The organism is Pseudomonas sp. MAG733B, assembly GCF_036884845.1.
In the GTDB taxonomy this organism is placed as follows: domain Bacteria; phylum Pseudomonadota; class Gammaproteobacteria; order Pseudomonadales; family Pseudomonadaceae; genus Aquipseudomonas.
In genome coordinates, this window is the sequence record NZ_CP145732.1 from 3,484,523 (window position 1) to 3,509,894 (window position 25,372).

At 59.0% G+C, this 25,372-nt stretch carries 23 protein-coding genes and 1 pseudogene; 9 read left to right on the top strand and 15 right to left on the bottom strand.

From position 1 onward, the window contains the following. Positions 1-124 precede the first annotated feature (124 nt). Positions 125-484, bottom strand: coding sequence for a hypothetical protein (locus V6Z53_RS16225; protein WP_338580592.1), 360 nt, complete (start codon positions 482-484; stop codon positions 125-127). Positions 485-900: 416 nt separating this feature from the next. On the opposite strand from V6Z53_RS16225, the gene V6Z53_RS16230 reads away from it, so the two are divergent. Then, entirely contained in the window at positions 901-2,088 is a 1,188-nt protein-coding gene (locus V6Z53_RS16230; protein WP_338580594.1) for an aminotransferase class I/II-fold pyridoxal phosphate-dependent enzyme, read from the top strand. Positions 2,089-2,229: 141 nt separating this feature from the next. On the opposite strand, the gene V6Z53_RS16235 is transcribed toward V6Z53_RS16230, so the two are convergent. From V6Z53_RS16235 to V6Z53_RS16265, 7 genes are all read right to left on the bottom strand, one after another. Continuing rightward, entirely contained in the window at positions 2,230-3,207 is a 978-nt protein-coding gene (locus tag V6Z53_RS16235; protein ID WP_338586503.1) for a D-glycerate dehydrogenase, read from the bottom strand. Positions 3,208-3,228: 21 nt separating this feature from the next. Then, positions 3,229-4,521: an MFS transporter gene (locus V6Z53_RS16240; RefSeq protein WP_338580595.1), complete on the bottom strand. Its 1,293-nt coding sequence runs from the start codon at positions 4,519-4,521 to the stop codon at positions 3,229-3,231. Positions 4,522-4,612: 91 nt separating this feature from the next. Beyond that, on the bottom strand, positions 4,613-5,602 hold the full coding sequence (locus V6Z53_RS16245) for a sugar kinase (protein ID WP_338580596.1): 990 nt from the start codon (positions 5,600-5,602) through the stop codon (positions 4,613-4,615). After that, positions 5,595-6,377, bottom strand: a complete 783-nt coding sequence (locus V6Z53_RS16250) for a TIM barrel protein (RefSeq protein WP_338580597.1) — start codon at positions 6,375-6,377, stop codon at positions 5,595-5,597. Before V6Z53_RS16250 ends, V6Z53_RS16245 begins: the two co-directional genes overlap by 8 nt. Before the next feature lie 153 nt (positions 6,378-6,530). Next, complete coding sequence (locus V6Z53_RS16255) at positions 6,531-7,556, bottom strand: LacI family DNA-binding transcriptional regulator (RefSeq protein WP_338580598.1); 1,026 nt, start codon at positions 7,554-7,556, stop codon at positions 6,531-6,533. 132 nt (positions 7,557-7,688) lie between these two features. Continuing rightward, positions 7,689-8,297 (bottom strand): LysE family translocator, encoded by a 609-nt coding sequence (locus V6Z53_RS16260; protein ID WP_338580599.1) that lies wholly within the window; start codon positions 8,295-8,297, stop codon positions 7,689-7,691. 53 nt (positions 8,298-8,350) lie between these two features. Continuing rightward, a complete protein-coding gene (locus V6Z53_RS16265) occupies positions 8,351-9,190 on the bottom strand; it encodes an AraC family transcriptional regulator (RefSeq protein WP_338580600.1) in 840 nt (279 codons plus the stop codon). A gap of 268 nt (positions 9,191-9,458) precedes the next feature. Here V6Z53_RS16265 and V6Z53_RS16270 point away from each other — a divergent pair, with 268 nt between their 5' ends. The 4 genes and pseudogenes from V6Z53_RS16270 to V6Z53_RS16285 all read left to right on the top strand — a co-directional run bounded on the left by V6Z53_RS16270 (position 9,459) and on the right by V6Z53_RS16285 (position 13,430). Then, on the top strand, positions 9,459-11,444 hold the full coding sequence (locus tag V6Z53_RS16270; RefSeq protein WP_338580601.1) for a hypothetical protein: 1,986 nt from the start codon (positions 9,459-9,461) through the stop codon (positions 11,442-11,444). A 123-nt stretch (positions 11,445-11,567) separates the two neighbouring features. Then, a pseudogene (locus tag V6Z53_RS16275) lies at positions 11,568-12,110 on the top strand (autotransporter outer membrane beta-barrel domain-containing protein); the annotation flags it as partial. A gap of 172 nt (positions 12,111-12,282) precedes the next feature. Continuing rightward, positions 12,283-12,741, top strand: coding sequence for a hypothetical protein (locus tag V6Z53_RS16280; RefSeq protein ID WP_338580603.1), 459 nt, complete (start codon positions 12,283-12,285; stop codon positions 12,739-12,741). After that, on the top strand, positions 12,738-13,430 hold the full coding sequence (locus V6Z53_RS16285) for an RHS repeat-associated core domain-containing protein (RefSeq protein ID WP_338580604.1): 693 nt from the start codon (positions 12,738-12,740) through the stop codon (positions 13,428-13,430). The genes V6Z53_RS16280 and V6Z53_RS16285 overlap by 4 nt, the downstream gene beginning before the upstream one ends. A gap of 118 nt (positions 13,431-13,548) precedes the next feature. On the opposite strand, the gene V6Z53_RS16290 is transcribed toward V6Z53_RS16285, so the two are convergent. The 4 genes from V6Z53_RS16290 to V6Z53_RS16305 form a co-directional block, all read right to left on the bottom strand. Further along, complete coding sequence (locus V6Z53_RS16290) at positions 13,549-13,842, bottom strand: LuxR family transcriptional regulator (RefSeq protein ID WP_338580606.1); 294 nt, start codon at positions 13,840-13,842, stop codon at positions 13,549-13,551. Between the two features lie 302 nt (positions 13,843-14,144). Beyond that, the gene (locus tag V6Z53_RS16295) at positions 14,145-14,786 is read right to left on the bottom strand and encodes a DUF1345 domain-containing protein (protein WP_338580607.1); all 642 of its coding nucleotides are present in this window, start codon (positions 14,784-14,786) and stop codon (positions 14,145-14,147) included. Between the two features lie 182 nt (positions 14,787-14,968). Beyond that, complete coding sequence (locus V6Z53_RS16300) at positions 14,969-18,067, bottom strand: efflux RND transporter permease subunit (RefSeq protein ID WP_338580608.1); 3,099 nt, start codon at positions 18,065-18,067, stop codon at positions 14,969-14,971. A 15-nt stretch (positions 18,068-18,082) separates the two neighbouring features. After that, the gene (locus tag V6Z53_RS16305) at positions 18,083-19,240 is read right to left on the bottom strand and encodes an efflux RND transporter periplasmic adaptor subunit (RefSeq protein ID WP_338580609.1); all 1,158 of its coding nucleotides are present in this window, start codon (positions 19,238-19,240) and stop codon (positions 18,083-18,085) included. 281 nt (positions 19,241-19,521) lie between these two features. Between V6Z53_RS16305 and V6Z53_RS16310 the strand changes: the two genes are divergently transcribed. Together V6Z53_RS16310 and V6Z53_RS16315 are read left to right on the top strand one after the other, a co-directional pair. Next, entirely contained in the window at positions 19,522-20,223 is a 702-nt protein-coding gene (locus V6Z53_RS16310; RefSeq protein ID WP_057714693.1) for a response regulator transcription factor, read from the top strand. A gap of 4 nt (positions 20,224-20,227) precedes the next feature. Continuing rightward, on the top strand, positions 20,228-21,526 hold the full coding sequence (locus tag V6Z53_RS16315; protein WP_338580610.1) for an ATP-binding protein: 1,299 nt from the start codon (positions 20,228-20,230) through the stop codon (positions 21,524-21,526). A gap of 7 nt (positions 21,527-21,533) precedes the next feature. Here V6Z53_RS16315 and V6Z53_RS16320 read toward each other — a convergent pair whose 3' ends face one another. The 3 genes from V6Z53_RS16320 to V6Z53_RS16330 all read right to left on the bottom strand — a co-directional run bounded on the left by V6Z53_RS16320 (position 21,534) and on the right by V6Z53_RS16330 (position 23,377). Further along, on the bottom strand, positions 21,534-22,295 hold the full coding sequence (locus V6Z53_RS16320) for a transcriptional regulator (protein WP_338580612.1): 762 nt from the start codon (positions 22,293-22,295) through the stop codon (positions 21,534-21,536). Next, the gene (locus V6Z53_RS16325) at positions 22,292-22,777 is read right to left on the bottom strand and encodes a sigma-70 family RNA polymerase sigma factor (RefSeq protein ID WP_338580613.1); all 486 of its coding nucleotides are present in this window, start codon (positions 22,775-22,777) and stop codon (positions 22,292-22,294) included. Before V6Z53_RS16325 ends, V6Z53_RS16320 begins: the two co-directional genes overlap by 4 nt. Before the next feature lie 66 nt (positions 22,778-22,843). After that, entirely contained in the window at positions 22,844-23,377 is a 534-nt protein-coding gene (locus V6Z53_RS16330) for a tetratricopeptide repeat protein (protein WP_338580614.1), read from the bottom strand. Positions 23,378-23,564: 187 nt separating this feature from the next. Here V6Z53_RS16330 and V6Z53_RS16335 point away from each other — a divergent pair, with 187 nt between their 5' ends. Both V6Z53_RS16335 and V6Z53_RS16340 read left to right on the top strand, forming a co-directional pair. Next, complete coding sequence (locus V6Z53_RS16335) at positions 23,565-24,338, top strand: methyltransferase domain-containing protein (RefSeq protein WP_338580615.1); 774 nt, start codon at positions 23,565-23,567, stop codon at positions 24,336-24,338. A 217-nt stretch (positions 24,339-24,555) separates the two neighbouring features. Then, positions 24,556-25,368: a crotonase/enoyl-CoA hydratase family protein gene (locus tag V6Z53_RS16340; RefSeq protein WP_338580616.1), complete on the top strand. Its 813-nt coding sequence runs from the start codon at positions 24,556-24,558 to the stop codon at positions 25,366-25,368. The last annotated feature ends 4 nt before the right edge of the window (positions 25,369-25,372 follow it).

The window sequence follows — 25,372 nt, forward strand, 5'->3', positions numbered from 1 at the left end:
CACGCCAAAATCCCTGTGGGAGCTAGCCTGCTAGCGATTGCGAAGTGTCAGCGACATTAATGCTGGCTGACACACCGCTATCGCTAGCAGGCTAGCTCCCACAGGGGGAAATGTGTTTGACCGACTACTCCGGTGGATCAATCTGATCCAGCACCCGGTTCGCCGTGATCTCGGCCAGCATCACGCTGTTGGAAATGCCCAGCAACGCATTGCGCGATTCACCGTCCAGGTGATCCACCAACTGATGGACCATCACATCCACCGAGGCCAGTGTCTCGACTAAATAAACGGCCAGGGTTTCGAGCGTCACCTCAGGGTCGACGGTGAAGAGGGTGCTGACGGTGCGCGGTGTGGCTTTGATATCGGCGGTCGAGGGGAAGTGAAAGTCGAGGGCGCGTTCAGCGGCTTCGTTGAGTTTTTTGGAATCGGGTTCGTACGGGGAGGCTGGATCGGTGTCCGGCGGATTGGGCGAATGCTTTTTCATGGTCAGAGTTTCCTAATGGTTGCCAACCCTCCTTGCTGCTAAACGAAGAGGGGAGGCAGCTGCACGCAGGTTAGCAGACCGGCAAACCCAGAAATCCGGCGCACCCGAGGGCGCCCTACGTACAGCTACCATCGAGTGCAGGCAACGAATTACCTGCATGACAGATGCATGCACAACCGGAGTTTTTTGCCAGGCTGCTAAACCCGATCACTGATGAGCAGTGACACGAATCAAGTTACCGATGGCCTCCAAAGCGCACAAGCCGGCGGATTCTGGCGTACCCGTAGGCAACGGCGCAAGGTCTTGTAGCTTGCAGGAAGTATCCTTAAACGCTATTAAACAAGGGCTTGCGGGGTGGCGCGTTTGGCGATTTGAGATAGGGTTGAGGCATGGAACACGCGCGACAGGAGAACCGCATGCGCTACTCAGCCTTGACCCAACGAATCGCCGGTGACGGAGCGGCGGCCTGGCAGATTCACGATCGAGCGCTTGAGTTGCGCGAGCAGGGTGTCGATGTCCTGCTGCTGTCGATTGGCGACCCGGATTTCGACACGCCCATACCCATCGTCCACGCGGCCATCGATAGCCTGTTGGCCGGCGACACGCACTACCCGGCGGTGCGTGGCAGCCAAGGCTTGCGCGGCAGCATCGCCCGACGCCATCACCAACGCAGCGGTCAAGCAGTGGACGCCGAGCATGTGATCGTCTTCCCCGGCGCGCAGTGCGCGGTGTATTCGGTGGTGCAATGCCTGCTCGACCCCGGCGACGAAGTACTGGTCGCCGAACCGATGTACGTCACCTACGAAGGCGTGTTCGGCGCCTGCGGGGCGAAAGTGGTGCCGGTGCCAGTGCGTTCGCAGAATGGTTTTCGCGTCGACCCGGCGGATGTCGCGGCACTGATCACACCGAAGACCCGCGCCCTGTTGCTCAATAGTCCAAACAACCCATCCGGCGCCAGCCTGCCATTGATGACCTGGAAATCCTTGGCCGCATTGTGCATTCGTCATGACCTGTGGCTGATCAGCGACGAGGTCTACAGCGAGCTGCTGTTCGAGGGCGAGCACATCAGCCCGGCGAGTTTGCCGGGCATGGCTGAGCGCACCGCGACCATCAACAGCCTGTCCAAATCCCACGCCATGAGCGGCTGGCGGGTGGGCTGGGTGATCGGGCCAAAACCCTTGTGTGAACACTTGGTGAATCTGTCGCTGTGCATGCTGTTCGGCATTCCGGATTTCATCCAGAACGCCGCGCAACTGGCCCTCGATGAAAACCTGCCGGAAGTGGCGCTGATGCGAGAGGAATATCGCCTGCGTCGCGACCTGGTGTGCGCCAGCCTGAATCATTGCCCGGGCATCCGCGCGATTCGCCCCGACGGCGGCATGTTCGTGATGGTCGACGTGCGCCCCACTGGGCTTTCGGCCCAGCATTTTGCCGAGCGGCTGCTGGAAGGTTATGGCGTGTCAGTGCTCGCCGGCGAAGCATTCGGACCAAGTGCGGCGGGGCATATTCGCATCGGTCTGGTGGTGGATCGGCCGAAACTGGCGGACGCCTGCCGGCGGATTGCGCTGTGTGCGACGGATTTGCTGGAAGCTCGCCGGGCCTGAAGTCATAGGTCGTCTGTGCTGGCCCCATCGCGAGCAAGCTCGCTCCCACAAGTTACGTGGTCTACACAAATGTTGTGTTCAACACCGATCACTGTGGGAGCGGGCTTGCCCGCGATGGCTGCCTGACAGGCGCAGAAATTCTCAGGCCTTCCACGCCTGCCCATTGACCAGATTCCCCGGCCGCTCACCCGCCAGCGCAGCCAACAGATTATCCACCGCACACTTGGCCATGGCTTCCCGCGTTTCATGGGTCGCTGACCCTATGTGCGGCGTCGCCACCACGTTGTCCAACTGCAACAACGGCGAATCAAGATTCAAAGGCTCACGCTCGAACACATCCAGCCCCGCCGCGCGAATCTGCCCCGTACGCAAGGCTTCGATCAGCGCCGCTTCATCCACCACTTTGCCCCGTGAAATGTTGATGAAGATGCTGTCCGGGCGCATCAATGCAAATTCCTCAGCACCGATCAGCCCTTCGGTTTCGGCAGTCAGCGGCAACGTCAGGCAAATGAAATCCGCCTGCTGCAACAGCTCGGTGAGGCCACGGTATTGCGCGTTGAACCGTTGCTCAACCGCCGGTTTCGGCGAGTGACTGTGATAGATCACCGGCATGCCGAAACCGAAGTGCCCGCGTTGGGCCAAGGCTTCGCCGATGCGGCCCATGCCGATGATGCCCAGGGTTTTACCGTGTACGTCGCTGCCGAAATGCGCGGGGCCGATGTTGCGGGTCCACTTGCCTTCGCGAATCATGTTCGCCAGTTCCACCACGCGGCGGGCAGTGGCCAGGATCAGCGCGAAGCCAGTGTCGGCGGTGGTTTCAGTGAGCACATCCGGCGTGTTGCTCAGCAGGATGCGCCGCTCGGTCAGGTAGTCGATGTCGTAGTTGTCGACGCCCACCGAGACGCTGGCGATGGCTTCAAGGTTTGGCGCCAGATCGAGCAGTTCGGCATCGAGTTTCAGGCTTGCGCCGAGCAAGCCGTGGGCACGGGGCAGGGCGTCGCGCAGTTTGCCGAGGCCTTCGGCATCGAGGCTGTCGATCAGTGTCACGTCGGTCTGCTCATGCAGACGAGCCATGAGCTGCAGCGAGAGTTTCTTGTACAGGACGACCTGTTTTTTCATCTTCATGATCTCAACTTCAATTCAGGAATGGGCTGTGAGGGGACGCGCTACCGTGGGCCGCTCACGGTCGCTGGCACCGGGCTTGAGGAATACCGTGAGCACCACCGAAAGCATCAGCGCGCCGCTCATCAACAGGTACGACGCGCCGGGCGAACCGGTGGAACTGTTCAGGTAGCCGACCAGATAGGAGCCGCCAAACGAACCAAGCGCACCCATGCTGTTGATCAACGCCATGGCGCCGCCCGCAACGTTGGCCGGAAGGATTTCCGGGATGATCGCGAAGAACGGGCCGTACGGCGCGTACATGCAGGCACCGGCAATCACCAGCAAGGTGTAGGACCACCAGAAATGTTCGGCACCCAACGCGTAGGAACCGTAGAAGGCGAAGGAAGCGATCAGCAGCGGCGGCCAGACGAAACGCTTACGTTTTTGCAGTTTGTCGGAGCCCCAGGACACCAACAGCATGCCGATCACCGCCGCGAGATAAGGCAGCGCCGACAACCAACCGGCCTCGACCATGTCCATTTGCGCACCGGCCTTGAGGATCGACGGCAGCCACAGCACGAAGCCGTAGACACCGATGCTCCAGCAGAAAAACTGCAAGGCCAGGATGATCACTTTCGGTGAGCGGAACGCTTCGGCGTAGTTTTTTACCGCTTTGATTCCCACCTGTTCTGCGGCCAAGGCGCTTTCCAGATCCTGCTTTTCCTGGTCGCTGAGCCACTTGGCCTGGGACGGACGATCATCGGCCAGACGCCACCAGATGAATGCCCAGAGTACTGCCGGCAAACCTTCGATGATGAACATCCAGCGCCAGCTGTAGTGCTGCACCAGATAGCCCGAGACCACCGACATCCACAGCATGGTCACCGGGTTGCCGAGGATCAGGAAGGTGTTTGCCCGCGAGCGTTCGGCACGGGTGAACCAGTGGCACAGGTAGATCAGCATCGCCGGCATCACCGCGGCTTCGACCACGCCGAGCATGAAGCGGATGACGATCAGCCAGTAGGCGTTGGAGACAATCCCGGTCAACGTCGCGAGGCTGCCCCAGAGGATGAGGCTGACGAAAATCAGCTTCTTCACGCTGTGTTTCTGCGCGTAAATCGCCCCCGGCACCTGGAAGAAAAAGTAGCCGAGGAAGAACAGCGCACCGAGCATCGACGACAGGCCCGGCGTGATCATCAGGTCGGCGGCCATCCCGGAAGCGGCGGCGAACCCGTAGTTGGCGCGATCCAGATACGCCAGGCTGTAGGTGATGAACACGATGGGCATGATGTACCACCAGCGGCGGGTGGCGAGCGTTGCGGTTTTCATGGGTGGTGCTCCTGAGCTTGTTGTTTTTGTTGCAGCAGGTGTTTGGATCTTCATTGACGGTGCTGGCCTCATCGCGGGCAAGCCAATGCTCCTACAGGAGCATCGCGTTTCCTTGTAGGAGCAAAGCTTGCTCGCGATTGGCGGCCTCAAACTCAACGGACATTTCGGACCGGGTAGGCAACCCCTCCATGTCCCCGCGACTCTGCACCGCCCGGCTGCCAATCCAGTTGGCCCGCTTCACGGCGTCGGCAAAGCTGTGGTTTTCCAGCAGCGCGCTGATCATGCCGACGGCAAATCCATCACCGGCACCGACCGTATCCACCACTGTTTCCACCGGCACGCCAGCGACAAAACCGGCATCCAGATGCGTGCGGTAGTAGGCACCGTGCGGCCCAAGCTTGATCGCCACGGCTTCAGCGCCCTGATCGAGGTAGAACGCGGCGATGTCGGCCGGGTCTTCGAAACCGGTCAGCAAGCGACCTTCACTCAACCCCGGCAGCACCCAATGGGCGAGGGCGGCGAGGCGGTTGATCTCGGTGATCATCTGTTGCTCGCTGGCCCACAGGCTCGGGCGCAGATTGGGGTCAAAGGACACGCTGCGCCCGGCTTCGCGCATGCGCGTCATCAATTCGAACGACATCTGCCGCGCCGTTTCCGACAACGCCGGTGGAATGCCGGTTGCGTGCAGGTGCCGAGCCTTGAGCAAGTCGGGAACGATCGAATGCGGCGACAAGTGACTGGCCGCTGAGCCGCGACGGAAGTATTCGACGACAGGATCGCTGCCATCGTCAGTGCGCGACTTGAGCTGAAAGCCCGTGGGGTGCGCGGGGTCGATGTCGACGTGTCGGCAATCCAGACCTTCCTTCTCCAGCGTGTCGATCACGAAGCGGCCCAGAGAGTCGGCACCGACGCGGCTTAGCCACGCCACCTTGAAACCCAGTCGGGACAAGCCAATGGCGACATTGCTGTCAGCGCCGGCAATGCGTTTGTGGAAAGCGCCGACGCTGGCCAGTTCGCCAGGCTGCTCGGCAACGAACATCGCCATGGTCTCGCCGAACGACAGGATATCGATCTCAGACATGAGCGCTCTCCAATTGCGATTGGCCGAGGTGGGCGAGGGCGGCGACGTGTTCTGTGGTCAGTTGCACCAGGTCATCACCTTGCAGCGGATATTCCGCTGCCCGCATAACGCCTTGGGCCATGTGCCGCAGCAGGTGTTCCCATTCCTGCAAATCACTGGCGGCGGGCGGGATGGCGACGAGTTTGCCGTCGGTGCGGCGCGTGACCGCTTTGCAGTGCACGTAACCGACGTGACGACCGAGTAACCGCGCGGCGCTGGCGGCGGACTGATCCTGCCAATGCCAGTTGCCGATATCGAAGGTCATTTTGATCGGCAGATTGTGTTGCTCGACTTCTGCGAAGAAACGCTGGAAGGGTTCGATGCGGCCACCGTGCAAAGTCTGGTCGTTTTCCACCAGCAACTGCACCGCGCTATCGCCAAGCATTCGGGCAAGGGTTTGCAGGTCGCTGTTGTCGGTGAAGTAACCCAATGAGACTTTCAGCCACTTGGCGCCGAACGCCTGGGCGCGTTGCAGCGCGGTGGTCAGTTCGGGATTGGGTTTGGATTGACCGGCAAGCCACAATTCCATCGGCGAGGAATACACGCTTTCCAGACCTTCGGCCTGAGTCGCGTCAGCCAGGTGTGCGGGGTTTTCAAAGGTCAGCAGCTCTTCACGCCATTCGATGCGCGTGGCGCCGGCGGCGGCCAGTACTGCGATGAAACTGCCCTGACCGCGTTGGCGTACCAGGTCGGCGCCGTAGCTGGACAGGCTGATGGAGACGGCGGGTTTGTTCATGGTTTTTCTACCTCTGAAACCGGTTTCATTTTTGTTCAAAAAATTTTCGTGGTGTTGCTTAGGGCCCCATCGCGAGCAGGCTCGCTCCTACAGTGGATTTTTGAACACAGGTCCATTGTGGGAGCGAGCCTGCTCGCGATGGGGCCATAACATTCAACGCAAATTCCCAAGGGTCGAACCCCGAGCCACCAGCCGCGCCGAAAAATCCACCGTCCGCGTCGGACTGTCATCCCCCCGCAACCGCTTCAGCAAACACTCAAACGCACTCGCGCCAATCTCGGTGGTCGGCTGTGCGAGGGCAGTGATTCCGCTACCCACCAACGGATACCAATCCAGATCATCAAGGGCGATCAAACCCACGTCTTCAAACAGATTGCACTCAAGCTCACGCAACGCATGAGTACCGGCCAGCGCCGCAATCCCGTTCGCGCAGAACAGTGCTTTCGGGCCGGGGCCGGGTGTGTCGAGAAAGATCTTCAACTGCGCGGTGAGTTCAGTTCCTGTTTCGATCAACGTGCCGCGAAGCTCCGGACGCCGTTCAATTTGTGCCTTGAAACTGCTGACCCGTTCGATCCGCGAACTGGTGCCGTCAAATGGTTCGGTCACCAACAGCACATCTCGATAGCCGCGCTCTTCAATATGCGCCAAGGCCATTTCCACGGCCGTTGGGTTATCCAGCCCAACCATGTCACTTTCGAGATGTTCGACTTTGCGATCCACCAGCACCAGGGGCATTTCCCGATGCAGTTCATGCAACTCATCACGGTGATGGCCGAGGGTGTTCACGATCAGGCCTTCGATGTTGTACGAGCGCAGCAGGGCCAGGTGCTGGCGTTCCTGCTCGTCGTCGCGGTCGGTGTTGCACACCACCAGGCTGTAACCGTGCTGACGGCAAGCGGTTTCCACCCCGTGCATCACGGCGATTGAATAAGGGTTGCGGATATCGGCCACCAGCATGCCGATCAGGCGAGTGCGGCCGCGTTTGAGACCGCGGGCCATCTGGTTCGGGCGATAACCCAGTTCGGCAATCGACTGCTCGATGCGTTGGGCAATCGCATCGGAGAGCAATGCTCGGTCGTCGCCGATGAACCGCGAAACGCTGGCCTTGGACACCTTGGCGTGTTCGGCCACGTCGAGCATGGTCACGCGGCTGCGTTGGGCGGCGGAGAAATCGTTCACGGTCTGAAACCTTCTTATTGGATTTATAAGGCTGAGCGCATGGCGCTGAAACCGGTTTCAGAAGACACCAGAAATGAATCTGCCGTCAAGTGTTCGATGAATCGGCGTGCAACAAAAACCGACCAATGGAGATCAGGCCAACACGCTCAACCACGCCGAACCCAACAGCAGCAGGCCCATGCAGCGATTGAAACGCTGCATCGCGCGGGGCGAGCGCAACCAGCGACTGGAGCCGGCGCCGAGCAACGCCCACACCCCGAGACATGGCAGCGAGATCAGGAAAAACGCCAGCGACAAATACATCACATGCGCAAACCGGTCTTCGCCCACCCCGGCAAACACACTGACCACCGCCAGCGCCATCATCCAGGTTTTCGGATTGATCCATTGCAGGCTGGCGGCACCGAGCAAACCGAGGCGCTCTTCGGCTTTCTGAGTGTTCACGGCCACGGCGGGGGCACGAAAGATTTGCCAGGCGAGATAAGTCAGCCATGCCACACCAACCCATTGCATGAGCGTTTGCAGCAGCGGCCATTGAGTCAAAGAAGAACCGGCGCCCGTGCCCACCAGCAACACGAGCAACGCAGCGCTGGCGCAAGCGCCGACAATGATCGGAACGGCAGCGGGCAAGCCGAATCGGGCACTGTTGCTCAACACCAGAATGTTGGTCGGGCCGGGGGTAATCGAGGCGACAAAGGCAAACAGCAGGAAGGGCAACAACGTCGGAAATGAGGACAGCATCGCAGGCAAACTCCAGTGAAGATCATTGAAGTCGATCTTCACAAACCGGGCGTTTATCTGTCTGGAAGATTTGAGCAGCGCTTGCGGTACAGCGCCGGTGTCATGCCGTAGGCGCGCACGAACCAGCGGCCCAGATGGCTCTGATCGGCGAAGCCCAACGTCATCGCCACCGCTGCTGGTTGTTCGCCACGGGCCAGCATTCGCCGCGCCGTAGCCAGCCGCAGTTGCACCAGATACGCGTGGGGCGCCATGCCGTAAGCGGCCTTGAACGCGCGAGTCAGGCGGAAGCGGTCGACGCCAGTGACGGCGGCGAGTTGATCGAGACCGATATCGTACTGCGCGTTGGCGTGCAGGTATTCCCGGGCCTTTTGCGCGACCAAGGGCAGGCGCGGGTCTTCGCCATAGCGAGTGCGCCAGTGCAGGTGGCTGGTCAGGCGTTCGAGCAGTGCGTCGAGGGCCGTCTGGCGGACGATTTTCAGTTCACCGCGATGCAGGGTCTCAAACGCCAGGCTGGTGGCGTGTGCCAGACGCGAATCGCTGGCCAGGGTGTTGGCGAAACTCAAATCGCTGTTGTCCGGCGCGTTGTCGAACACTGCGCCTAACTCGCGCTGCAACCACTGCGGGTCGAGGTACAACATGCGATAGGTGAAACCGTCCTCGGTCGGCGCTTCGCCGTCGTGGATGTCGCCCGGTTCCAGCAAAAATACCTTGCCCGGCGTGCTCTGGTGTCTCGCCCGTCGACAATTGAACTGTTGAACGCCTTGCTCGGTGACGCCCACCAGGTAGCTGTCATGCCAGTGCGGGTCGTAGGCGTGACCTTCGAAATGCGCGCGCAGGGTCTCGATGCCGGTGTCGGCGTCCTGGGCCAGATCGAGCCAGTTGTTCGGGGGCATACGACACCTGTGTACGGTTGATTACCGGTTTATTTAACGCCCACGCCGGGTTCAATGGCTAGAACGTTTGTGCAAAGGCAATGGGCTACCTGTCAACTTTGACAGTATCGCGTTTCTAAAAACCAGCGCTTAATTCGCTCAGGTCTGATGACCGGGCAGAACGACAGATTGCTTTGCAGTGATTGGGCCATGCGTTGGGCTGCCAGAAAAGTTTTGAAGACCATGAGTGCGTTCATGGCCAAATTAAAACGGTTTTGGAGAGAAAGGCATGGCCAGTTCTTATGAAAAAAAACTTACGCCTGAGCAAGTTCGGGCTAGTTATCGTGAGCGGTTCTTTGTCGTGGACCTATTACCCCCAATCCTCGTAGATCGCCTTAACGCCCAAGGTTTGATCCACAGCGAAAAGGCTAAAGTTGCAATAAGAGTCGATATTCCGTTGTGGGATGAACGTCCTCCTTTTGCGGGGCCGGTCAACGTGTTGACTTTGGAATGGCTGCCTTCCAGTTCAAGCGAATGGCAGCGTGTTGCTCCTTCGGAAGACATTCCCGACGACTCAACGCTTCCTGGTTCCGATTTCCCTCTGGAAAGATCTATCCCTCTTGATATTTTCAGTACGTATGAAGGGCTTTTTAAATTTCGTTACACCGTCAGCAACTGGAATGGCGGGGGTGAAAGAATATCTCCGACGATCAACGTGATCATCGACAGGACCGGGCCGAAATGGGTGGACCCGGAGAGCGCGATGATCAGCGTTGCTGAACCTGTCATCACCGATGCTGTTTTAGCTCGCGATGGCGGTGTCAAATGCGTGATACCGGAGTTTCTTGAAGAAAATGATAAGGACGAGACGATGGTTGCCGTCGCCTGGTTGGACAGGATGCCGGCGGAGGGGGAGGACATCAATAAGTTTATCGTGCTCTATCGGGCGCTTCCTACGAACCGAGAGGTGTTGGTGCCTGCTGACAAGGTCACGATTTACGGTTCGAAAACCCATTACGCTATTGCTCTCTTGATCGACAAGGCAGGTAACCGTGGTGAACTGTCACTACCGGCAACGGTTCAGGTAGCACTCGGTACGCTGCCCAGCGGCTTGAAAGACTGCACGGTGCCGTTGGCTGACGATGGTTTGATTGATCGGCCCGACGCCGCGTTTCCGACAAAGGTGCATATCGAGTCATACACCGGATACGACAGCAATGACGGCATCGTGGTGAAGTGGGGCAAAACGACACTCGCCCGGACGTCCGTCGGTGCGCATCTGCCATTTCCGCTGAAGATCACAGTGCCCTGGCTGCTTATGGTGCAAGAGTACGATTTTGCCTCGGCCACACATGTGCAACCTGTCGATGTGGACTACCAGGTACTCAGGGGCGATTACCCCTTCTCGCCGCCAGGCGGTATTACCGTCGATACAGACTTGTCTATCCCGAAACCTGGGCATCCGGACCCTGATCCGATTGATCCGACGCTGAATCTGATTGAGTTCTTGAGTTCGGAAGGCAGCGACAGCGAATTGACGGAGGACGATATCGGCGAGGATGCGACAGCGTCTGTCGAACTGTTTGATAACCCCAATGACGGCGATACGCTCACGCTTTACTACAACGGCGTTATCGTCGATTCGCCGGATAACCCTTATGTCGTGGACGGCAGTGAAACGCCCAAACAGGTCATCGACTTCGTCATACCGTGGAAAGTTATCGAGCTCACGCCGGTAATGGATGACTTACCGCTGTACTACACCCTGACGCACGCGGATTTCGGCAACCCGCTGGAGTCAAATCGTACAACCATTGATGTTCTCGTTGAAAAGGTCGACCTGCCTGAGCCGGAATTTCCGGGTGATGATGTGATTAATTGCGATGACCTGAGGGAGAAAGCTGCGGGTAGCGGAGAGTGGGGGATCTTCATTCATATACCAACATCAACTCACCTGAAAGAAGGTGCCGAAGTAACACCGGAATGGCAGACCTACGAACTTGACGGCACTACGCTATTACCCGGCACCGAGCATTCTGAAGACCTGATTGTTTCTCTCGAGCAAGAGCAAAACGGCATTGACTGGTTTGTACCCTATACCAAATGTTTGAAGCCCACTTACAGGCCACCTATTTCTGCCGGTATGGGCAAGATGGAGTACTCCATCACTGTCCGTGGTAATCCGGTGCCGTCTGGCACTATCGAACTTTATGTCGCTGTATTCGAAACCGACGGCGGCTCGGGCAACGACCACTGCGTAATCCCCAGACCTTGATCATTCGACGCCTGGCAGCAGGAGGCGTGTGCCTTCCTGCTGCCTGCCAGTGAAAGTTTGGAGCTTAGGATTAGTCCTACAGACGCATCCTTGTGATCTGAGTAATTTTGCCGCCCCGAGTGCTACTTCGACGGTGTGCTGAAGCTCAACCGTTTCGAGAACGAGTCCGATGTACGGCTCAGCGACGGCAGCAAAACCAAGGGCAGTTACAACAATAACGGTGTCGGTGGGTCCCTGGAGTTCGGGCGGCATATCAAGTTGGCCGATGACTACTTCGTCGAGCCGTACACGCAATTGTCGGGCGTGGTGATCCAGGGCCAGAGTTATGACCTGGACAATGGCCTGGCTGCTGACGGTGACCGTACTCGCTCTTTGCTCGGCAAGTTGGGCGTAACCGCCGGACGCAATTTCAATCTGGGCGTGGGCAAGGTTGTACAGCCTTATGTCCGTGCCGCTTATGTGCATGAGTTCGCCAAGAACAACGAAGTCGAAGTCAATAACAATGTATTCAACAACGACCTGTCGGGCTCCCGTGGCGAGTTGGGTGCCGGGATCGCGATGACCCTCACGGACAAGGTTTCGCTGCACGCTGATGCTGATTACAGCAATGGCCACAGAATCAAGCAGCCGTGGGGCTTTAACTTCGGCGCTCGTTATAACTGGTAATCACTACGAAAGATAATTGCGGGGGAAGTGACAACTTTCCCCGGTTTTATGGCTTCAACGCCTGGCTTTTTGTGGCGTGTGTACAGGTAAGAACATGATGCTGCTTTTTTAAAAACCTGCCGGAACTCCTCCAGGGTAATCGTTTCGGCGTGCACTGAATGAGGGAATTATCATGCCCACGTATTTTGCATCTTCCAATGAGCCGAAAATCAACTTGCCTCCTCCTGATGTTATCGGGGTTCTTCCAGCAGCTCCGGGCGGCGAAGAGAATCTGTTGCCCAAAGACGGGTGGCTTCGTCCATTACGTGTTGAATTCAGGTGGTGGAGCGATCCAGCGCCAGAATCAAGGTTCATCGATACAGTGCAACTTATCTGGGATGGCGACGAAAATAATCCCGTTGCCGAAAGACAATATGATGGCAGCAACTTTCCAAATCCCCCTCCAGATCTGTGGCTGGAAGTACCGACTACCAAGCTGGAAGAAGGGATTCATACCTTGCGTTACCGGCTTTTACCCTGGAATGGCTCAACCGCACAGGACTCGCAAACGGTAAACATCACCATCGATAAAACGCCGCCCATACTCGCAACGCCCAGTACGTTGAATTTCCCCGCCGAAGTCCTTCGGTGACTGGTCAGTTGGGGTACAACGGGGAGCGGCGTGAGGAAGCAACCGGTTGTTATGTTTTGGGCAATGGTTATCGGGTGTTTAGTCCCGGATTGATGCGGTTCTTTAGTCCGGATAGTGAGAGTCCGTTTGCGAAGGGAGGTCTCAATCCGTATGCGTATTGTGAGTGGAGCCCGGCTAATTATGTGGACCCGACGGGGAAGTGGCGTTTTTTCCCGATGACGTGGCTGACAAGGATGATCGGCGGTCTTTTCGGAAAAACGGCGAGCGCGAGTACAAAAGGGGCTAGCACTGGGGCGAAGTCAGCCAAAGCAGCAAGCTCTAATATGACCGCCGCGAAAGGCACAAGCGCGACTGCCAAAACAGTTAAATCAGTGGCCAAAGAAACTTTTGACGGTGGAAAAATTTCGCGAAAAGGAGCTGTTTCGAATGGGAGAGTCAAAGGCGGTTTTTGGGACAGCCTGGAGAATGGAGAAATCGAGCTGAATTTAAATCGCGGCTCGACGAATGTGCCCGAGCTCGCCGACGTTACAGGACCAAAAATGATAGATGGCCTGGGAAATCCTAGCACTGGGTATCAGCAATTAATGACCAAAGTTAAATCACCGGACTCTATGTTTCAGAGCATGGTGAATGGTGTGAATAAAAATTGGAGTCAAGCAGCAGAGGCTATGGAATCAGTCCGCAAATAGTTAGCTTACCAATTGGACCTGTCCATGTTCGATACAATCGGGCATGGACCAGGTTCCTGGATAAATGGTTGCTCTTCAATCTCTCCGTACTGGTGAAGCTGGGCGTAAAAAACTTACCTCAATGCAACTGAATCAACCCCAACTCCAACGCCATCATCACCGCCGCCCACCTCGAGCTGACACCAAATTTGCGTCGGATATTACTGAAGTGATAATTCACCCCGGCCTCGGTGCAATTGAAAATCCGGCTGATTTCCCACGACGATTTGCCTTTGGCACTCCACAACAGCGCTTCTTTTTCCCTGGTGGTAAGGGCGATGCGGGGTTGCTGTTCGGTGTTTGGCACTGAAAATCCAGACTGGACGGTAGGGGCACGAGCGGGGATCGGGGTCTGATGGTTCATGGCAGGCATTTCCCATGTTCATTCATTGAGGCGGGCGCGGCGGTTCCTTCCTGAGGCGGGCATGGTCCCTGCGTCCAGCGTGAAGCTTCAGCCCCGTTATAGCGTGCTTGCGGCGTCTTGAAACCTGTAAAAAGTACCAGGTCTGCCTGGCGAAAGAGACGTTCTGAATCACACTGAAAGCCTGGAATCTTCAGTGGTTACAGGCAGTTGGAAGGGGTGGAAGCGATGCAACCGTTTTGAAGCGGGGAATTGTTCCGTTTGTCGTTTTTTTTAACTCGCCTGTCATTTCTGTCAGGTTGACATTGCCCGTATCAACCGAAGAGCCCCGCCGCAATGTTGATCGAGAAACCGAGAATGGCGGTGTTGAACAGGAACCCGATCAAAGATTGCGCCAGCACAATCTTGCGCAACTCCCGCGTGGCGACACCCACATCAGAGGTTTGCACGGCCACGCCAATGGTGAAAGAGAAGTACAGAAAATCCCAGTAATTGGGCGTCGTCAAACCTTCGGCAAATCGCAGCGCCGGCTCCTTGCCTTCCCAGGTGTAGAACAACCGTGCGTAGTGCACGCTGAAAATCACCCCGATCAGCAGCCATGAACCAATCACCGTCAGTGCGGTGAAGCCGTAATGCATCAGTTTGCGGGTGGCTTCCAGGTCTTTGCTGCCGGCCAGTTCAACGGTGATGGTGGCCAGGCTCGCCAGTGCCGCTATGCAAACCAGCATCAACACCAGCCCGGCGTTTTCGTCTTCCATCTCGGCGATGCGTTTCACGTCCGTAGCTTTTGCGCGTGCGGTGAGCCAGAGCATCAGCACCAGATAGGTCCAGACCCCGGTGTTCCAGCCGATGAGGATTTTGTTGACGATCGAGTCGGCCGGCGCCAGCAGACCTACCGCGATGCCGAACAGGATGGCCGCAGATAGACGAGGGTGGGTGTGAGTGACAAAGGACATGGAGGCTCGATGGGCTGGGGCTTTGCAGACACCTTAGCTCAGGTGCCTGCGATCTTGAAACCACCGAGGTCCCCTTGTGGGAGCGGGCTTGCTCGCGAAGACGGAGTGTCAGTCGACAAGATTGATATCTGACACACCGCCTTCGCGAGCAAGCCCGCTCCCACAGGGTTACGTAGTGTTGGCTAGTGTGGTTTGTGGCGCTTGCTGACCAGTTTCATCACCACCACAAAAAACACCGGCACAAACACCACCGCCAACGTCGCCGTGATCATCCCGCCAATCACTCCGGTACCGATGGCTTGCTGGCTTGCCGAGCTGGCGCCGGTGGCAATCGCCAAGGGCACTACACCAAGGATGAACGCCAGCGAGGTCATGACAATCGGCCGCAACCGCAGGCGCGCGGCTTGCAGGGTGGCGTCGATCAGGTCGTGGCCTTCGTCGTACAGGCTCTTGGCGAACTCGATGATCAGGATCGCGTTCTTCGCCGACAGGCCGATGATGGTGATCAGCCCGACCTTGAAGAACACATCGTTGGGCATCCCGCGCAAGGTCACGGCCAGCACCGCGCCGAGTACACCCAGCGGCACCACCAGCAGCACCGAGGTCGGGATCGACCAGCTCTCGTACAACGCCGCCAGGCACAGGAACACGATCAGCAACGACAACCCGAGCAGGATCGGCGCCTGACTGCCGGACAAGCGTTCCTGCAATGACAGGCCAGTCCATTCCTGGCCCAATCCCGCTGGCCCCATCGCCACCAGCCGTTCGATTTCCGCGATGGCTTCGCCGGTGCTGTGGCCGGGTGTCGGTTCGCCGGAAATACTGATCGCCGGATAGCCGTTGTAGCGAGTCAGTTGCGCCGGGCCTTGAATCCATTTGGCCTGGACGAACGCCGACAGCGGCACCATTTTCCCGTTGTTGTTGCGTACGTGCATTTTCAGCAGATCATCAACCTGACTGCGCTGATCGCCTTCAGCCTGCACCACAACGCGCTGCATCCGCCCCTGATTGGGGAAGTCGTTGATGTAGGCCGAACCGACGGCGGTGGACAGCACGCTGCCGATGTCGGCAAAGGACACGCCCAAGGCATTGGCCTGTTTGCGGTCGACGATCAATTGCACCTGCGGTGCTTCGGCCAGGGCGCTTTCGCGCACGTTCATCAGGATCGGACTTTTTTCGGCGGCCGCCAGCAACTCGGTGCGCGCCTGCATCAACGTGGCATGGCCGAGGCCACCGCGGTCCTGCAAGCGGAACTCGAAACCGCTGGACGTGCCGAGACCATCCACTGGTGGCGGCAGCACGGCGAAGGCCATGGCGTCCTTGATCTGACTCAAGGCGATGTTGGCGCGGTCGGCAATCGAACTCGCAGAGTCATCGCTGCCACGCTTCGACCAGTCGGTGAGCGTCGAGAACGCCAGCGCCGCATTCTGCCCGCTGCCGGAGAAGCTGAAGCCGAGAATCACCACGCTGTCACCGACACCCGGTTCGCCGGCGTTGTGCGCCTCGATCAGTTCGGCCACTTGCACCGTACGATTTTTAGTCGCGCCCGGCGGCAACTGAATGTCGGTGATGGTGTAGCCCTGATCTTCCGTCGGCAAAAACGAAGAGGGCAGGCGTGCGAAGCACAGCCCCAAGCCAACCAGCAGCACGCCGTAGATCAGCAGATAACGGCCAGTGCGCTTGAGCGCGTAGGCAACCCAGCCCTGATAGCGCTCGGTCAGTTGCTCGAAGCGACGGTTGAACCAGCCAAAGAAACCGGTTTTTTCATGATGCTCGCCCTTGGCAATCGGCTTGAGCAAGGTCGCGCACAGCGCCGGGGTCAAGGTCAGGGCGAGGAATGCAGAGAACAGGATCGAGGTGGCCATCGACAGCGAAAACTGTCGGTAAATCACTCCGACCGAACCTTGCATGAACGCCATCGGGATGAACACCGCCACCAGCACCAGGGTGATGCCGATGATCGCCCCGGTGATCTGCTTCATCGCCTTGCGCGTGGCTTCCTTGGGCGACAGGCCTTCGGTGGCCATGATCCGTTCGACGTTTTCAACCACCACAATCGCGTCATCCACCAGGATGCCGATGGCCAGCACCATGCCGAACATGGTCAGCACGTTGATCGAAAAACCCAGGGCCAGCATGGTCGCGAAAGTGCCCATCAGCGCCACCGGCACTACCAGCGTCGGGATCAGCGTGTAGCGGATGTTTTGCAGGAACAAAAACATCACCGCAAACACCAGCAACATGGCTTCGCCGAGGGTGTAGACCACTTTGGTGATCGAGACTTTGACGAAGGGCGAGGTGTCGTACGGGATCTTGTACTCGACGTTCGCCGGGAAGTAGCGCGACAGTTCATCCATCTTCGCTCGCACCAATGTTGCGGTGTTCAGCGCATTGGCTCCCGGCGACAGTTGCACGCCGACGGCAGTCGACGGCTTGCCGTTCAGGCGTGTGGAAAACTGATATTCCTGGCTGCCGATTTCGACCCTTGCGACATCGCCGATGCGCACGGTGGAACCGTCAGGGTTGGCCTTGAGCACGATGTCGGCGAACTCTTCAGGGGTCGACAGCTGACCTTTCACCAGAATGGTCGCGGTGATTTCCTGAGTGGTGCGACTTGGCAAGTCGCCGATGCTGCCAGCCGAGACCTGGGCGTTTTGCGCGACGATGGCGGCGTTGACGTCAGCGGGCGTGAGGTTGAAACCGATCAGCTTCTGCGGGTCGATCCAGATGCGCATCGCCCGTTCGGCGCCGTACAGCTGCGCTTTGCCGACACCGTCCAGACGCTTGATCTCGTTCATCACGTTGCGCGCCAGATAGTCGCTGAGCGCCACGTCGTCGAGCTTGCCGTCGCTGGAGGTCAGGGTGATCAGCAGCAGGAAACCGGCGGAGACTTTCTCCACCTGCAAGCCTTGTTGGTTCACTGCTTGCGGCAGGCGCGACTCCACGACTTTCAGGCGGTTTTGAACATCGACCTGAGCCATTTCCGGATCGGTGCCCGGCTGAAAAGTCGCCTTGATCGTGGCGCTGCCGAGGCTGCTTTGCGATTCGAAATACAGCAGGTGATCAGCGCCGTTGAGCTCTTCCTCGATCAGGCTGACCACGCTCTCGTCCACGGTCTGCGCCGAAGCGCCGGGGTACACGGCGTAGATTTCGATTTGCGGCGGCGCGACGTCGGGGTACTGCGCCACCGGCAACTGCGGAATGGCCAGGGCACCGGCCAGCAGGATGAACAGGGCGACTACCCAGGCAAACACCGGGCGGTCGATAAAGAACTGCGGCATAAACAAGCGTCCTGCTTACTGGCCAGAAACCTGGGCAAGTGGGAGAGGGGAGTCATCGATCTGCACTTTCTCGCCGGGGCGAGCGTGCTGCAGGCCTTCGGTGACGATGCGGTCGCCGGGTTTGAGGCCGCTGGTCACGACCCAGCGGTCGTTCTGCACCGGGCCCAGGTCGACCGGTTGCTGACGGATGCGCTGCTCGGCATCCAGCAGTAGCACTTGCGCAATGCCGGCGCTGTCACGCTGGATCGCCCGCTGCGGCACGCTGATGCCTTGCTGATTGACCGCTTGCTCCAGGCGCACACGCACGAAACTGCCGGGCAGCAAGTCGAGGTCCGGGTTGGGAAATTCGCTACGCAGAATGATCTGGCCAGTGCCCGGATCGACAGTGATGTCGGTGAACAGCAGCTTGCCGGGCAGCGGGTAGAGGCTGCCATCGTCCTGAATCAGCGTGGCTTTGGCCTGTCCTTGACCGACTTCTTTCAGCTGACCGGAACGGAACGCCCGGCGCAGGTCGTTGAGTTCGCGGGTCGATTGGGTCAGGTCGGCGTGAATCGGGTTCAGTTGCTGGATCAGCGCCAATGGCGTGGTCTCGTTCTGCCCGACCAATGCGCCCTCGGTGACCAGCGCACGACCGATGCGCCCGGAAATCGGTGCGGTGACGGTGGCGTAGCCGAGGTTGAGTTTCGCTCGTTCCACCGCAGCTTTGTTGGCGGCAACATCGGCGGCAGTCTGGCGCACCATGGCCCGGGCGTTGTCGTAGTCCTGGGCGCTGATGGCTTTGTCATCGATCAACTGGGCGTAGCGCTGCTCTTGCAGTTTTGCCTGGAACGCATTGGCCTCGGCCTTGCGCAACGCTGCTTCGGCGCTGTCGAGGTCAGCCTTGAATGGCGCCGGGTCGATGCGGAATAAAACGTCGCCCTTTTTCACGTCAGTGCCTTCGCGGAAGGTGCGCTGCAAGACCACACCAGCGACACGGGCGCGCACTTCGGCGATGCGTGGCGCGGCGATGCGCCCGCTCAATTCGCTGCTGATCGACAGCGGTCGGGCTTCGATGGTTTCGACGCGAACGCTGGCCAATGGAGGCTGTTCTTCGGCGATCGAGGACTTGTCGCACGCGCTGAGCGTCAACGCCAGTGCCACAAGGCTGAGCCTGGCAAGCAGATTCTTTGACATGAATTACCCCAATAATGACCCCCAGCATCCTACCGGGCGTCGGCGAGGGTAGCGGTGAAGCTTTGTAGGTGCTGTGTGAAATTGTGTAAGGGTTTTGCTCAGGTGTGTGCGTGGGCGTATATCCTTGAATTTTTTAGGCCAATACACCGCCATCGCGGGCAAGCCTTGCTCCTACGGATTTGCGTCGTTCGCGGATGATGCGGTCAACTAAAACCTGTAGGAGCAAGGCTTGCCCGCGATAGCAATCGAATGGTCACCAACGCATTATCTGGAAACACCCCATGCCCAACATCCTCCTGGTCGAAGACGACACCGCCCTCGCCGAACTGATCGCCAGCTATCTTGAGCGCAACGGCTACTCCGTCAGCGTGATCGGTCGTGGCGATCATGTGCGCGAGCGGGCGCGGCTCAATCCTCCGGACCTGGTGATCCTCGACCTGATGCTGCCCGGCCTCGATGGCCTGCAAGTCTGCCGCTTGCTGCGAGCCGATTCGGCGACGCTGCCGATCCTGATGCTCACCGCCCGCGACGACAGCCACGATCAAGTGCTCGGCCTGGAAATGGGCGCCGACGATTACGTCACCAAACCCTGTGAGCCGCGCGTCTTGCTGGCGCGGGTGCGTACTTTGTTGCGGCGCAGCAGCCTCAGCGAACCGCAAACCGCCAATGACCGCATTCTGATGGGCAACCTCTGTATCGATCTGTCGGAGCGCACCGTGACCTGGCGCGGTCAACTGGTTGAACTATCCAGCGGCGAATACAACCTGCTGGTGGTGCTCGCCCGGCATGCCGGCGAAGTATTGAGCCGCGACCAGATCCTGCAACGCCTGCGCGGCATCGAGTTCAACGGCACCGACCGCTCGGTGGACGTGGCGATTTCCAAGCTGCGGCGCAAATTCGACGACCATGCCGGCGAGGCGCGCAAGATCAAGACCGTGTGGGGCAAGGGTTACCTGTTCAGCCGTTCCGAGTGGGAATGCTGAGCCGATGTTCAGAATCCTCTTTCGCCTGTACCTGGTGACCATCGTCTCGTTCAGCGCAGCGATTTATTTAGTGCCGGACCTGGTGATCAAGGTCTTCCACGAGCGCTTTATCACCTACAACCTCGATTATTCCCGGGGCCTGCAAACGCTCATCGTCAAGCAGTTCAAAGCCGTGCCGAGCGAGCAATGGCCGGCGCTGGCGGCGGACATGGACAAGGAGTTTGATCCGCTGCACATCGTGCTCAGCGACAATGACGATCCCGGTCTGTCGCCTGATGAGCAGCAGCGATTGCAGCGCGGTGAGAATGTGGTCCGCGTCGGTGATTGGGGCTGGCGCACGTTGGCGGTGGCGCCGCTGAACGAGCAGACCGTGGTGCAAATGGTGGTGCCGCCGGACCCGATGGATGTCAGCCTGTTGTACTGGAGCATCAACGTGCTGATCGGCGCGACGATGCTCGCATGCCTGTTGCTGTGGCTGCGTCCGCACTGGCGTGATCTGGAACGCCTGAAAAGCGCGGCCGAGCGCTTCGGCAAGGGCCACTTGGGCGAACGCACACAGATCGCGCCGAGTTCAAACATCGGCAGCCTGGCCAACGTTTTCGACACGATGGCCGGCGATATCGAAAACCTGCTGAACCAGCAGCGGGATCTGCTGAACGCGGTTTCCCATGAGCTGCGCACGCCGCTGACCCGCTTGGACTTCGGCCTGGCGCTGGCCCTGTCCGACGACTTGCCGGCCACCAGCCGCGAGCGTCTGCAAGGCTTGGTCGATCACATTCGCGAACTCGATGAGCTGGTGCTGGAGCTGTTGTCCTACAGTCGCCTGCAAAACCCGGCGCGGGTGCCGGAACAGGTCGAAGTGTCGCTGGACGAATTCATCGACAGCATTCTGGGCAGCGTCGATGACGAGCAATCGCCGGACATCGTCATCGACGTGCTGCTCCACGGCCAGCTCGAACGCTTCACCCTCGACCCACGGTTGACCGCTCGCGCCCTGCAAAACCTGCTGCGCAACGCCATGCGCTACTGCGAAAAGCGCATCCAGATCGGCGTGCAGGTGTGCCCCAAAGGCTGTGAAATCTGGGTCGACGATGACGGCATCGGCATTCCGGACGACGAGCGTGAGCGGATTTTCGAACCGTTCTATCGGCTGGACCGCAGTCGTGATCGGGCGACGGGCGGGTTTGGTTTGGGGCTGGCGATCAGTCGCCGGGCGCTGGAGGCTCAGGGCGGTACGTTGACGGTGGAAGCGTCGCCGTTGGGTGGCGCACGCTTCAGGTTGTGGTTGCCGACGCCATCCTGACGTGCGCTTACACGTTCAATCGACCACGCAACACCTTGGCCATGCCTTCCAGATCCGGCATTGAGTTATGCCCGATCAACATCCACGCATGCTCCATGTCTGCCCAATAGACAATGTTCATCCCGCGCCGCCGTTCCTGGGCGAAATGCCGGGTGCCGCTGTCGGAGCGGGTGATGCACAGGGCCATGGGGCCATGGACCGGATCGAGGTAGCTGATCTGGGCGATGGGGACGCCGTCGTATTCAAGGATTTGCGCGCGCCTGAGTTCGGCACGTGGCAGAGTCAGTTGTGCGGGGGTGAGGTTCACGCCAAGCAACGTATCGATCGTGCGCAGTTGGCTGCGCTGGGCGGCTTCGTCGCCGGGTAAATGGTCGAGGGTTTGCGGCACGTAAAGCACCATGTAGTCGGCCACCAATTGCCGCCAGTTTTCTTTCTCCTGGCTCGCTTGCCAACCGAGGAACAGACGATCCGACAGCACACCGCCCATGACCAGTCCGGCAGCCGCAGCGAGAAACCAGCGACGACTGAGCGGCGGGCGGGCCGGCGAGGGCAGGGCGTCGAGCATGCCTTGCAGGCGATCCATCGGAGCTTGTCGACTCACTTCGTCGTAGGCGGCCTTGAACGGCAGGCTGCTGCGGTTCAGCCATTGCAGGCGCAGGCCGAGCATCGGGTCTTCGGCAATGGCGGCGTCGATGCGCTGGCGCTGTTCGGTGTCGAGCTGGTCATCGAGGTACGCCACCAGTTGCTCGTCCGAGAGTTTCGCGTTCATCGATGTTCTCCGCTGGAAGGGTTCGGCACGGACTGCAACGGCGGGTGCTCGGCCAGTTTGCTCCGGGCGGCGGCCAGGCGACTCATCACGGTGCCGATGGGCACCTGCAGCACTTCGGCGACTTCGCGATAACTCAAGCCTTCGACATAGGCCAGAAACACCGTTTCCCTCTGGGTTTCAGGCAGCGCATCGACGCGGCGGATGACTTGCGCCGCCATGACATGGGTTTGCGCTACGTACTCACCGTCGAACGACAACACGTCTTCACCCTCTATCGTGCCCTGCCCGTGACGCACCCGACGCGCTCGCACTTCGTTGAGCCAGATCGAATGCAGAATACTCATCAGCCAATGGTCCATTCGCGTACCGGGCGCAAATTGCGCGGCCCGTTCCAGCGCCCGCACGCAGGTGGCCTGCACGAGGTCTTCCGCGACATGCCGTTGCCGGGACAACAGCAGGCCGTAGCGCCACAAACGCGCCAAGTGCTGGCCCAGTTCTGTTCGTATTGCCTGATCGCTGGCGATAACGACCTCCGTCTGTTCGCGGTGTCAGGTTTTCGATGAATCGTTGATGGCTTCGGCCAGGTCCTGGTACTCCTCGCAGGTGGTGTTGCCGCAAATCGATTTGATCTTCTGCAACTGTTCCTGGGCGAGATCCAGCTGACCCTTTATCACATAAGCTTCGCCAAGATACTCGCGAACCTGCGCGTACTGCGGATCCAGTTTGACCGATTGCAGGTAAAAACCGATGCCTTCATCGGTGCGCCCCAGTTTACGCGTAGCGTAGCCGCGATAGTTCAAGGCTTTGGCGGTGTTGGGCTCGTTGAGCGTATCGAGCAGCGCCAGGGCTTCTTCGTAGCGACCGTCCTTGGCCAACTGATAGGCGTAATCGGTGCGATCGGCGTCCGATACGTGCTTGCTGGTCTGCTTGACGCATTTCTGCGCCTTGGTGTCGAACACCTGATCCCTGGGGCACTGCGGCTTGGCGGGCGTGTCTTCCTCACCGTTGGCCCATGCCTGCGAGCCGGACAGTACGACAGCAAGCATCAAGGGTGCCGTGAAAATCGAGAAGCGGTTGTTCATGGGTAAAGCTCCACGGATATCAGGGTTGGGACGTCAAACAGGTCGTAAAATTTGAGTGCTGGTGACTGTCGAAACATGAACACCACAGCGTGAACAATTATTCATTTTTTTGTGACGTTCTCTGCAAGGAAAGCTCAATTTGACGGGTTATGCTCGTTGATACCCTTCATCGACCTGGAGTTCTGCCATGAAAGATCAGGTTCACCATACGGCGGCCGCCGGTTACAAGGTTGGCGCTGATACTTATGTGCGCGGGCGCCCGGATTATCCGCCGCAAATAGCTGACTGGCTAACGGACACTCTCGGGCTGAACGCGGATAAAACGGTGATCGATCTTGGCGCCGGCACCGGCAAGTTCACCGGCCGACTCGTGGCGACCGGGGCGCAGGTAATTGCCGTGGAACCGGTGGTGCAGATGCTGGAAAAACTGTCCGAAGCCTATCCTGAAGTATTGGCTGTGAACGCCATTGCCACAGACTTGCCGTTGCCGGATGCCTCGGTGGATGTGGTGGTCTGCGCCCAGGCGTTCCACTGGTTTGCCAGCAAAGAGGCGCTCGACGAAATCGCCCGTGTACTCAAGCCCGGCGGCCGGTTGGGGCTGGTGTGGAATCTGCGTGACATCCGTGTCAGCTGGATGCCGAAGCTGGAAGCAATCGTCAGTGCGCGGGAGGGCGATACGCCGCGCTACTACACCGGGGCCTGGCGCCGGGTGTTTCCGCATCCGGCATTCGGGATGCTGCAAGCGCGGCATTTCAGCCATGGGCATACCGGATCGCCGGAAGATGTGATTTTCAATCGGGTGCGCTCAACCAGTTTCATTTCTGCGCTGCCGGAAGCTGAGCGGGCGAAAGTCGATGAGCAGATCAGGGCGATGATCGCGGGCGAGCCTGAGTTGCGGGGGCGGGATGTGGTGACGGTGCCTTATGAAACGGCGGTGTTTGTGGCGGTGAAGGGGCGGTAGATTGGTGGTGGGCCTATCGCCAGCAGGCTGGCTCCCACATTGGACTTGCGGTGCATACAAAACTCCTGTGGGAGCAGCTAGCCTGCTAGCGATAAGGCCCGTCCAGACTCCGACAATCAAAAGCAGTCCCGCATTTGGCCGAACCACTGCCTTACTGCCTGCCTCGATGCCTTGTTATAGTTCGGGCCTCTTTTTTGCCCGGTAAAGGATCACTAGCATGTCTCAATACACCGCGTTCAGCGTCGAACTGGTCGATAAAATCGCTCATGTGCAGATCAATCGTCCGGAAAAGATCAACTCGATGAACGCCGCGTTCTGGAGCGAGATCGTCGAGATTTTCCAGTGGATCGACGACACCGACGAAGTGCGCGTGGTGGTGCTGAGCGGTGCCGGCAAGCATTTCTCTTCGGGCATCGACCTGATGATGCTGGCCGGCGTAGCCAATGAAATGGGCAAGGACGTCGGGCGCAACGCGCGCCTGCTGCGACGCAAGATCCTGACCCTGCAAGCGTCGTTCAACGCCGTCGACAACTGCCGCAAACCGGTGCTCGCGGCCATTCAGGGTTATTGCCTGGGCGGTGCCATCGATCTGATCGCCGCGTGCGACATGCGTTACGCCGCCGAAGACGCGCAATTCTCGATCAAGGAAATCGACATCGGCATGGCCGCCGACGTCGGCACGCTGCAACGCTTGCCGCGGATCATCGGTGACGGCATGCTGCGTGAACTGGCTTACACTGGTCGCACCTTCGGCGCCGAAGAAGCGCGTGGCATGGGCCTGGTCAATCGCGTCTACAGCGACACCGCCAGCCTGCTCGACGGCGTCATGGGTATTGCCCGGGAGATCGCGAGCAAGTCGCCGATTGCCGTCACCGGCACCAAGGAGATGATCAGCTACATGCGTGATCACCGCATTGATGACGGCCTCGAATACGTCGCCACCTGGAACGCCGCCATGTTGCAATCCACTGATTTGCGCGTGGCCATGGCCGCCCATATGAGCAAACAGAAACCCGAATTTCTGGATTGATTGA

Excerpts from the sequence above, each read along its gene's own strand:
- V6Z53_RS16225 (WP_338580592.1), bottom strand. The coding sequence starts at position 484 with ATGAAAAAGCATTCGCCCAATCCGCCGGACACCGATCCAGCCTCCCCG.
- V6Z53_RS16230 (WP_338580594.1), top strand. The coding sequence starts at position 901 with ATGCGCTACTCAGCCTTGACCCAACGAATCGCCGGTGACGGAGCGGCG.
- V6Z53_RS16235 (WP_338586503.1), bottom strand. The coding sequence starts at position 3,207 with ATGAAAAAACAGGTCGTCCTGTACAAGAAACTCTCGCTGCAGCTCATG.
- V6Z53_RS16240 (WP_338580595.1), bottom strand. The coding sequence starts at position 4,521 with ATGAAAACCGCAACGCTCGCCACCCGCCGCTGGTGGTACATCATGCCC.
- V6Z53_RS16245 (WP_338580596.1), bottom strand. The coding sequence starts at position 5,602 with ATGTCTGAGATCGATATCCTGTCGTTCGGCGAGACCATGGCGATGTTC.
- V6Z53_RS16250 (WP_338580597.1), bottom strand. The coding sequence starts at position 6,377 with ATGAACAAACCCGCCGTCTCCATCAGCCTGTCCAGCTACGGCGCCGAC.
- V6Z53_RS16260 (WP_338580599.1), bottom strand. The coding sequence starts at position 8,297 with ATGCTGTCCTCATTTCCGACGTTGTTGCCCTTCCTGCTGTTTGCCTTT.
- V6Z53_RS16265 (WP_338580600.1), bottom strand. The coding sequence starts at position 9,190 with ATGCCCCCGAACAACTGGCTCGATCTGGCCCAGGACGCCGACACCGGC.
- V6Z53_RS16270 (WP_338580601.1), top strand. The coding sequence starts at position 9,459 with ATGGCCAGTTCTTATGAAAAAAAACTTACGCCTGAGCAAGTTCGGGCT.
- V6Z53_RS16280 (WP_338580603.1), top strand. The coding sequence starts at position 12,283 with ATGCCCACGTATTTTGCATCTTCCAATGAGCCGAAAATCAACTTGCCT.
- V6Z53_RS16290 (WP_338580606.1), bottom strand. The coding sequence starts at position 13,842 with ATGCCTGCCATGAACCATCAGACCCCGATCCCCGCTCGTGCCCCTACC.
- V6Z53_RS16295 (WP_338580607.1), bottom strand. The coding sequence starts at position 14,786 with ATGTCCTTTGTCACTCACACCCACCCTCGTCTATCTGCGGCCATCCTG.
- V6Z53_RS16300 (WP_338580608.1), bottom strand. The coding sequence starts at position 18,067 with ATGCCGCAGTTCTTTATCGACCGCCCGGTGTTTGCCTGGGTAGTCGCC.
- V6Z53_RS16305 (WP_338580609.1), bottom strand. The coding sequence starts at position 19,240 with ATGTCAAAGAATCTGCTTGCCAGGCTCAGCCTTGTGGCACTGGCGTTG.
- V6Z53_RS16310 (WP_057714693.1), top strand. The coding sequence starts at position 19,522 with ATGCCCAACATCCTCCTGGTCGAAGACGACACCGCCCTCGCCGAACTG.
- V6Z53_RS16315 (WP_338580610.1), top strand. The coding sequence starts at position 20,228 with ATGTTCAGAATCCTCTTTCGCCTGTACCTGGTGACCATCGTCTCGTTC.
- V6Z53_RS16320 (WP_338580612.1), bottom strand. The coding sequence starts at position 22,295 with ATGAACGCGAAACTCTCGGACGAGCAACTGGTGGCGTACCTCGATGAC.
- V6Z53_RS16330 (WP_338580614.1), bottom strand. The coding sequence starts at position 23,377 with ATGAACAACCGCTTCTCGATTTTCACGGCACCCTTGATGCTTGCTGTC.
- V6Z53_RS16335 (WP_338580615.1), top strand. The coding sequence starts at position 23,565 with ATGAAAGATCAGGTTCACCATACGGCGGCCGCCGGTTACAAGGTTGGC.
- V6Z53_RS16340 (WP_338580616.1), top strand. The coding sequence starts at position 24,556 with ATGTCTCAATACACCGCGTTCAGCGTCGAACTGGTCGATAAAATCGCT.